Source organism: Tsukamurella asaccharolytica (assembly GCF_007858435.1).
GTDB lineage: Bacteria > Actinomycetota > Actinomycetes > Mycobacteriales > Mycobacteriaceae > Tsukamurella > Tsukamurella asaccharolytica.
Genome location: NZ_VIGW01000024.1, coordinates 1 through 9,030, shown reverse-complemented (window position 1 = coordinate 9,030; position 9,030 = coordinate 1). Strand labels below are relative to the sequence as shown.

Annotated in this window: 7 protein-coding genes; 5 read left to right on the top strand and 2 right to left on the bottom strand. The window is 66.8% G+C overall.

What is annotated here, in order from left to right; translation table 11 throughout:
• A partial coding sequence (locus FK529_RS19520) for an MMPL/RND family transporter (RefSeq protein WP_193559737.1) occupies positions 1 to 2,833 on the top strand: 2,833 nt, incomplete at its 5' end.
• Between the two features lie 108 nt (positions 2,834 to 2,941).
• Here the strand turns inward: FK529_RS19520 and FK529_RS19515 are convergent.
• Together FK529_RS19515 and FK529_RS19510 are read right to left on the bottom strand one after the other, a co-directional pair.
• Positions 2,942 to 3,289 (bottom strand): hypothetical protein, encoded by a 348-nt coding sequence (locus tag FK529_RS19515; RefSeq protein ID WP_068526275.1) that lies wholly within the window; start codon positions 3,287 to 3,289, stop codon positions 2,942 to 2,944.
• 20 nt (positions 3,290 to 3,309) lie between these two features.
• A complete protein-coding gene (locus tag FK529_RS19510; RefSeq protein ID WP_225536079.1) occupies positions 3,310 to 4,410 on the bottom strand; it encodes an ImmA/IrrE family metallo-endopeptidase in 1,101 nt (366 codons plus the stop codon).
• A 276-nt stretch (positions 4,411 to 4,686) separates the two neighbouring features.
• Between FK529_RS19510 and FK529_RS19505 the strand changes: the two genes are divergently transcribed.
• From FK529_RS19505 to FK529_RS19490, 4 genes are all read left to right on the top strand, one after another.
• Entirely contained in the window at positions 4,687 to 5,415 is a 729-nt protein-coding gene (locus tag FK529_RS19505) for a hypothetical protein (RefSeq protein ID WP_225536078.1), read from the top strand.
• Positions 5,416 to 5,480: 65 nt separating this feature from the next.
• On the top strand, positions 5,481 to 6,536 hold the full coding sequence (locus tag FK529_RS19500; RefSeq protein WP_225536077.1) for a tyrosine-type recombinase/integrase: 1,056 nt from the start codon (positions 5,481 to 5,483) through the stop codon (positions 6,534 to 6,536).
• Positions 6,523 to 8,523 carry a tyrosine-type recombinase/integrase gene (locus tag FK529_RS19495; protein WP_223120764.1) on the top strand — a complete coding sequence of 667 codons (2,001 nt, stop codon included), beginning with the start codon at positions 6,523 to 6,525 and terminating at the stop codon, positions 8,521 to 8,523. Before FK529_RS19500 ends, FK529_RS19495 begins: the two co-directional genes overlap by 14 nt.
• Positions 8,520 to 8,981, top strand: coding sequence for a DUF6262 family protein (locus tag FK529_RS19490; protein WP_220270942.1), 462 nt, complete (start codon positions 8,520 to 8,522; stop codon positions 8,979 to 8,981). Before FK529_RS19495 ends, FK529_RS19490 begins: the two co-directional genes overlap by 4 nt.
• The last annotated feature ends 49 nt before the right edge of the window (positions 8,982 to 9,030 follow it).

Here is a 9,030-nt window from a genome sequence, read left to right as displayed (position 1 = left end):
CCAACAATCGGTCGATCCGATCCCTGCGGGAGTGCCGTCATTTCAGGCTTTCGACCGGATGGGTACGGCGTTCGGGGAGAAAGGCGCCAAGACAACGGTTTTCATCGCCATGGAGAACCGTGGCGGCCTCACCCCGACGGTGCGCGTACGCTACGACGAGCTTGTTCAGAAACTTCGTGGCGCCACCGCCGATGTCGCTTCCGTCCGTGACCTGGTGGGGGATCCGACGACGGCGTCGCAGGCGGTGAGCCGCGACGGGACGGCCTGGTACCTGCCGGTGGGGCTGACCGGAACGCTGGGCGGCCCCGCCGCGACTCGCGCCTTGGATTCCGTGCGCGACCTCGCCTATCATTCGTTCTCCGGCACCGGTACAACCGTACACGTCACCGGGCCCACCGCCACCTTCAGCGATCAGATCGTCACGGCCGAAAAGGACCTTGTGGTGATCACCATGGCCACGGTTCTGCTGATCGCGTTCATCCTGCTGGTGGTCTACCGGTCGCTGTTCACCGCGCTCGTACCCCTGCTGGTGATCGGGATCAGCCTCGGGGTGGGTCGCGGTGTGGTGTCAGCGTTGGGCGAGTTCGGAATGCCCGTTTCACAGTTCACCGTCGCGTTCATGACGGTGATCCTGCTCGGTGCCGGCGTCGACTACACGGTCTTCTTCATCAGCCGCTACCACGAGCGATTACGGTCGGGCGCCGAGCACGCACCTGCGCTCATCGACGCCACCGCTACGATCGGGCGCGTCATCCTCGCCTCCGCCGCAACCGTCGCCCTGGCGTTCCTGGCGATGGTGTTCGGAAAACTGAGCGTCTTCTCCACTCTCGGGCCGGCATGTGCGATCGCGATCGTCATCGGGTTCCTCGCCACGGTCACCCTGCTACCGCCGGTCCTGCACGCCGCCTCCCACCTCGGGTGGGGTGCACCCCGCGCGGACCTGACGCGGCGCTACTGGAACCGCATCGCGGTACTCGTCGTACGGCGCCCCGCCTCGCTACTGGCTATGACACTCGTCGCTCTGCTCGCCCTCGGCGCAGTGGCGTTGGGCATCACCATCACCTACGACGACCGCAGCGGACAACCCGCCACCACTGACAGTAACGAGGGTTACGCACTGCTCGACCGGCACTTCCCGACCAACACTACCGTCCCGGAATTCCTCGTGATCCAATCCCCGAACGACATGCGTACCGCGAAAGGGCTGGCTGACCTCGACGACCTGGCATCACGCGTCGCGCAAGTCCCGGGAGTGACCCGGGTTGTCGGCGTGACCCGACCCACCGGCAGCCGCCTCGAACAAGCCCAGCTGTCGTGGCAGAACGGACAGATCGGTGACCGACTCGCCGCGGCAGTCAGTGACGGCCGATCACGCACTGGCGACCTGTTCCAACTTCGAGATGGCGCCGACCAACTCGCGACCGGCCTTGCCACGCTCGACAGCCAGATCCGCGCCAACCTGACACCGCTGTTGCGAATTCTCGACCAGGCCACGACCGCGGGACAACAGATCCAGCAATACCGACCACTGCTCGGTCAACTCCGCACAACCGCACCCGCACTCGACCAACTCATTGGGCAGGCACCGCAATTGGCCACCGCGGCAAGGCAGGCATCCGACGCCTTGAGTCTCGTGACCGCCGTGCGGCCCTTGCTCGACAACGCTCCCTGGTGCGCCCCGATCCCTCAGTGCGCCGCCGTCCAACAGCAACTCCGGACCCTGGGCACACTGCGGGATTCCAACTTCCTCCTCCAAATCGGCGCTCTCTCCGGGCAACTGGGCAACCTCGGCACACCCATCACCACCATCACCGCGCAACTCACCGCCGCAGTGGACACATTGGACACAACGCTGGGTGCTGTCACCGCGCGCGACCTCCCCGCACAACTCGCCCAGCTTCAGAACGGGGTGAGTCAACTCGCTGCTGGCTCCCGCGCGATTGCCGGGGGAGTCGCCGCACTCGTCGACAGCAACCTGCAACAGTTCGCCGGGATGGCCACCCTTGCCGCGCAACTACAGACCACCGCCCGCGAAACCCGCGGCTCGGACGCCGCCACGGGTTTCTACCTACCGCCTGACGCGTTCGTCAACCAAAAGTTTTCCGACGTTGCTGCACAATTCGTCTCTCCAGACGGGCGGACAGTGCGCTATGCCATCCAAACCGACGCCGATCCCTACAGCAGCCAGGCGATTGAACTCACCAACGCCATCACCACCGCAGCCCAGACAGCGAGACCCAACACCGCCCTGCAGAACGCATCGGTGTCGCTAGCGGGATTCCCCGCCATCAACGCCGACCTGCAACGCCTGCTCAGCCACGATTTCCGGCTACTCGCCCTGGCCACCCTCATCATCGTCGGCATCATCCTGATCGCACTACTCCGAGCGCTCATTGCACCGCTTTACCTGCTGGGAACCGTTATCCTGAACTACGCTGCAGCCCTCGGCGTGGGGGTGGTGATCTTCCAATGCATCCTTCGCACCGAGATTGCCTGGCCTGTACCGCTTCTCGCGTTCATCGTGCTCGTCGCCGTCGGCGCCGACTACAACATGCTGTTGATCTCCAGGCTGCGTGAGGAATCCCACCGCAGCATTCGCATCGGAGTCCTACGAACCGTCACCAACACCGGCTCCGTCATCACCTCCGCCGGCCTCATCTTCGCGGCAAGCATGTTCGGACTGATGGTCGGCTCGATCGCCATCATGACCCAGGTCGGCCTCATCATCGGTGTCGGACTACTCCTCGACACCTTCGTCGTCCGAACGATCGTCGTACCCGCAATCGCCACCCTGGCCGGACCAGCGAGCTGGTGGCCAGGCAAACACGGGTGACCCGAATCCACTGCGCCCGCATGACGACGAAACATAACGGTCGGCACGCGGCCCGTCGGCCCCACACCCAGCTCGCTATCTGATAACGCACACCGTAAGATCGACAGATTAAATAACTGGATGACGGTCGCAGGACTTGGTCGTAAGACCGCGGGCGTGTGCTTCGCGCCAGGCGGCGGCGAGGTTGTCGGCGCGGCTGTGCCAGGTCATCTCGCCGAGGTACTCGGCGTGCTTCCTCGTCGCATCGGTCCACCGCAGCTCCGCGTACAGGCGCCGGTACTGGCACCGGAGGACCACCCGCCCCAGCGCGTTCGGTGCGGTGCGGATGGCACGGTTGTGGCGGCCGCCTGCGGCGTCGTCCTGCTCTTTGGCCTGCACTGCCTTGTTCGACCCGTGCGGGACGCGCCAGTGGTGGTCTTTGACCGCGTCCTTGCTGTTCCAGCCCCACCGTGACATCCCTGGCGTCCCCCGCGCTGTTAGACGACGGTCAGGTGACGGCTGCCGGCGGTGGCACCCTCGGGTGCGCCGAACAGGCTGGTGCGGTTCTCGGCGGTGAGCAGTGTCAGGGCGTCGAGCTCGGTGGTGCTGTATCCGTCGGTGGCGAGCTGGGCGAGAACATCGCGGGCGAGCTCGGGTGTCTCGGTCGGGACACCGGGCCGGGTGCCGTACATCCGGCCGGTTTCGTTGAGTAGTCGGAACATCGCCCGGTACTGCCGGTCGGAGAGCACGCCGCGCTCGCGTGCTCGGACAACGAGCGAGGACTCGCTCACGCCCCAGTCCAGGCGCAGCTCGTCGAGCTCGTGCACGGTCCGGGTCGAGACCCGGTCCAGCGCCGGGCCGATGTCGTCGACCGGGGCGAGGAACTCGGCGGCGAAGACATTTGCCCGTCGCTCGGTTTCGGTGGGGCTGACCAGGGTCATCGCATCCATCACCAGGTGCCCGAGTTCGTGCGCGAGGGTCATGCGCATCCGGTCCGGCGGTAGTGCGGCGTTGACGTACACCAGGTGCGGGTGATGCGCGGTGGCGCGTAGGGTGACCGCGTCGATCTCGCGGTCGTGGAAGTCCTCGACGACGACGAAGACCCCGGCCGCTTCCAGCAGTTCGGTCATCGACCGGATGGGGCCGGCGATGCGCCAGAGCCGGCGCAGGACTTGCGCGACCGTGATTTCGCCGAGATCGGCGGCGTAGTCCCCGGGGTCGAGATCGGGCAGCGCCAGTTCCGGATCGAGATCGGTGTGGGCGACGACCCGGCCTAGCCGCATCGCGACCAGGTTGGCGCGCGCCCAGACGCGGTCACGTTTCCACTCCGCTGTGGTGGCGTTGGCGCGGAAGTGCGTGCCCTGCGCAGGTGAGCGCTCGAACGCGACGCACAGCGCCTCGACCGGGCATTGCAACGCCCGGGCGTAATCGTCGAGCGCCTTACCTGCCAGCGGCAGAGCGCCAGCCTCGACCCGGGTGACGTGCGATCCGGAGATCCCGGCCTCCTCAGCGAGCCGCTTCTTCGACCAGCCGTGCGCCAGTCGTGTCAGCGCAACCATCACCGGGTTCGCCTCGGCCTGCGAGAAGAGTGCCGTCACCCAGATCGCCTCCATATCCTCGATCGATCCCTGCGTTCCACGCTATCGCGGTAACAGCCGAAATCTGCGCAGAAACACCGTGTGAACTGCGACTTTCTGCCCGACGCGGTTATCTCCATCCGAAACGCAAGTGACTGATGTGACGTCCGTCTCGCTCGCGAGAGCGAGGCGAGACGGTTTGGCCAATTCTGCAGGTCACGGCGTGTTGTCTTGCTGAGAACTGTACCACGTTAGGCAAGATTCCATGCAAGTAATTACATCGATGGGAGACAGATCGTGACGGCACTCATGGACGACGACATCAACCCGCTCGACGCGGGAGCGGTTTCTCGGAAGGAGGCGCAGCGGATCCTGCGCCCGGTGACGATCGGCGTCGGCGCGCTGCTGCTGGCCGCGGTCGATCACTGGAACACGCTGACCGCGGGGCAGCCGGCGCACTTGCGGACGGTGCTGCAGCCGCTGCTGCGGGGTAGTCACGTTGCGGCGTTTGTCTCCGCCGGCACCAACGTGTGGCTGAGCACCCAGGGGATGCACCCGCCCGGGCACCTGGTCAAGCGGCCGTATCAGTGGTCCGAGGTGAGTAGTCACGGCCGTACTTACCTGGCGATCCATCACAAGGAGATGGAGGGCACCAACACTCGGCGCAAGGCCTTCATCAAGCAGGACTCGCAGACTCTGCAGCTGGTGGGCGATCCCACGCACTGCGAGCTGACCTGGGACTACGACGCGGCGACCGATTCGCACGTGCGGCGGATCTGGGTCAGCGCCCCCGGGGTGCAGTGGGAACGGTTCGAGATCCCGATGGACCAGGTGCAGCAGAGGTACGCCGCGTGGCGCAAGCGGGACGTGCGCTGGCTGCCCGGGCGGCTGCCCGCTGCGTCGATCGCCGACGCCGCGATCGCCGATGACGTGGTCATCGATGTGCGTGACGAACAGCAGCGTCGGCGCACTGACATCACGACCCGCCGGCCGCGCCGCGCCGACGGCCTCGAGGACCAGCGATGAGGGCCGCCCCGGTCACGGTCCACGGGGTCCGGTCGTGGACCGTCGTCGACCAACAGGGTTTGCCGGTGCTCGAGATCGAGCAGTTCCTGCATTGGCAGCGGGCGATCGGACGTTCTCAGAACACCGTCCGCTCGTACGCGCGGCACCTGAGTCAGTTCTATCGTTGGCTGGCTGCGCGGGGAATCGTTTGGGATGAGCTGGATTTCCGGCAGCTTTGTGACTTCGTCGCCGTTCTCACCGCTGGACTGCCGCCGCTGCCGTCGCGGTGCGGGGGCCGTGCACCCGGCACGGTGAAAGCGGTCAGCGCCGCGGTGCGGGAGTTTTACGAGTTCCACCGCGTCGAGGGCCGGGGACCGCAGGATCTGGTACTGACCCGCAACCCGTCGAAGCTGCCGCGGCGCGCGCACAGCTTCCTTGCGCACCTCGAACACCGCCGTCCGCGCGAAGTCTCCCGCCTGGCCCGGCCCGACCGGCAGTCGGCAGAGACCGTGCAGGTCATCGACTTCGAGACCGACTTCGCCAAGCTGCTCGCCGCGGCGTCGACCACCCGTGACCGACTGCTGCTGTCGGCGCAGTACGACCTGGGCCTGCGGGTAGGCCAAGCGCTCGGCCTGCGCCACGGCGACTTGAACCCGATGCGCAGGCAGGTGATGATCCGCCGGCGTGACGACAACGCCAACGGGGCGCTATCAAAGCAGAAGACCCAATTCATCGTCGAGGCTCCGCGGCGGTTCTTCGACCTGTATGCCGCGTACCTGCTCGGTGAGATCGCCCACGTCGACAGCGATTACGTGTTCGTCAACCTCTCACGCCCACCCGTCGGTGGTCCGATGACCTACTCCAACGCCTACCAGCTCATCGAACGGATCGGCGCCGCCGCCGGGATCGACGACCTCAACCCGCACATGCTCCGCCACACCCACGCCACCGCCCTGGCCAAAGCCGGATGGACCGCGGCCGAGATCGCTGCCCGCCTCGGCCAATCCCATTCGGCCAGCGCCGACGTCTACATTCACCTCGCCAGCGACGACCTCGCCGAAAAGCTCCGCACCACCGAGCATCTGGTCTGGCGAGAACCGCAGCAGTACCGACTGAAGGGAGACGGCGATGGCGCGCGGTAACGGCGAGCGCGCCCGGTCCGGGCCCCGCGGCGTCCCCGCTCTGCAGGTGCCGGACGGGCCTTGGTGCGCATCGACGTGGCCGGTCGTCGACATCGCCGGCGACCGCCGCCGCGCCGCCACCGACCCGTGCGCCGTCTCCGACTGCGACGGCGAGCGGTACTGGCTCGGCGGCCCCGGTGGACGCGCAGCCGCCACCTCGGGGCTGTGCTATGCCCACTACTTCCAGTGGTTCCGCGCTGGACAGCCCGCCGACTTTGACGCCTGGGCCACCACCAGCGCTCTGCCCGTCGGCGTGCCCCGTGGACGGCCCGCCACCACGCAGGTCGTCGACTTCCGCCGCATCCCAGCGGCGGCCGCCGACGAAGTCCGGTTCGTCGCCGCAACCAAGATCGGCCGCGGCGACTGGACCCCCAACGCCGGCCTGCGCCGCGCCCTGATCGTCCTCATCGAGGTCGCGCACGGGCGTATCACCAGCTCCCTGACCGAACGCCCCGTCGACGACTGGCTGCTGCTGTGCAGGCAGCACTGGCCTTACACCAACTTCGACTCCCTCTGCGCTCCCTACATCCGGAGGTTCTTCCGACTCCTTCACGGGGCCACCGACCCCGACCCATGGGCCGCGGATCACTGGCGGTGGCGCGACGGATTCGAGTTCGTCCTCGACGCCACCCAAGCCGGGGCGACACGAACCGCTGTCGACTGGGCCACCATCCCGGTGCCCTGGCTCAAAGAGGCCGTCAAAAGCCTGGCCCGCCAACAGTTGTCTACCTCCCGCATGTCCTGGGGAACGCTCACCCAGTGGCTGCGCGCCACCCGCCAGCTCGCCCAGTTCCTCACGCTCGACGGAACCGTTCCCGAACCGTCTGCGGTCACTCGGACGGCGTTCCTGGACTACCTCGAATGGACGCGCCGCCCCGACACCAAGGCAAGCCCCCAGCTCGCGAACACCGCGGCCTACCTGCTCGAAACACTGCGCGACTGCGGACTCGTCGACGACCTGGGATCAGCGATCTTCCTGCGCCGCGGCGAGAACGTCCACCGCAAGACCCGCCGACCGAGGCCCTTTCCACCCGATGTCATCGAACGCATCGACACCCTGATCGTCGACAACCCGGCCACCGACCCCACCCTCCGGGCGATGATCGCCACCACACGATGGGCGGGGTGCCGCATATCCGAACTCGTCGCCCTCCCGATCGACTGCCTCCAACACAGTGAGCAGGGCCACTGGATCGAATACTGGATGACCAAAACCAGCGCCTGGCGGCGGCTTCCAGTCCCCGAAAGCCTCGCCGAGATCATCCGCGACCAGCAGACCCGCGTCCGCGACACCTACGGCCCCGACGCCGAGCACCTCTTCCCTGGCGCCCGGTCCAGCGCCATCGCCGGCCGCACCCAGCCCTGGTCCACCAGCGGGCTACGACACCGCCTCGCCGCACTGTTCCGCGAGCACGGCATCACCACGTCCGTCGCCACCGGCGAGAAGATCTCCGGAGGCGACGTCCACCGCTTCCGCCACACCATCGGAATGCACCTGCTCAACAACGGATGGACCCAACCGGAAGTGCGCGACTTCCTCGGCCACCACAGCGACACCATGACCGCGACCTACGCTCGCATTACCGACGACACCCTCGCCCGCAAAGCCCGCGAATTCTGGGACACCAACCCCGACAAGGGCGTCGACGCCACCGTCGAGCGCCTGCGCGCCCGCTTCACCACCGCACTGCCCAACGGGTTCTGCACGCTCCCCGCGACGCAGCGCTGCGAGTTCCGCCCGAACCCCTGCATCGACTGCTCCTTCCACGACCCCGGCGGCCGCACCTTCCTCGGCGCACACATCACCCACCGCGACCAGCTCAGACAGCTCGCCGCCCAAGCACAAGACAACGGCGACCGCCAGGCAGCGGACCTGAACAAGACCATGCTCGACAAGGTCACCAGGCTCATCGACGAAATCGACTCAGACACGCAGGAATCCAGGTGAGCAATGGCGACCGCGATCACCGCACTGCACGCCTCACCGCGGCCGCCGCCGCCCGCACAACCAGCGCGACCGCCCGCGCACGTCGAGCCATCACCCGGCTGCACAACACCGGACAACCCGTCACCTTCGTCGCTGTCGCCAGAGCCGCCGACGTCTCAACCAGCTTCCTCTACAAGCAAACCCAGCTCCGGCAGGATATCGACGCGAAGCGCGGCACCGCCACCGCCGGAATAGAACGCTCCAGGGCAGCCAGTGCCGAATCCCTCCGCACCAAGCTCGCAACCGCGATCGACCGCAACCGCGAACTGACCGAACAGCTCGAGCAACTACACACCGAGAACGAGGCGCTCCGAAGCCGACTCCTCGAACTGGGAACCCGGCCGCCGGCCAAACAAGAAGCCCGTCGAGGAGAACATGCAGATAATCCGTCCGCCACAGGGCCACAACAGCCACGATGAGACCCGTCAGCCACGTCGTGGACAGTCAGGAGGCTCCTAGAGATATCGA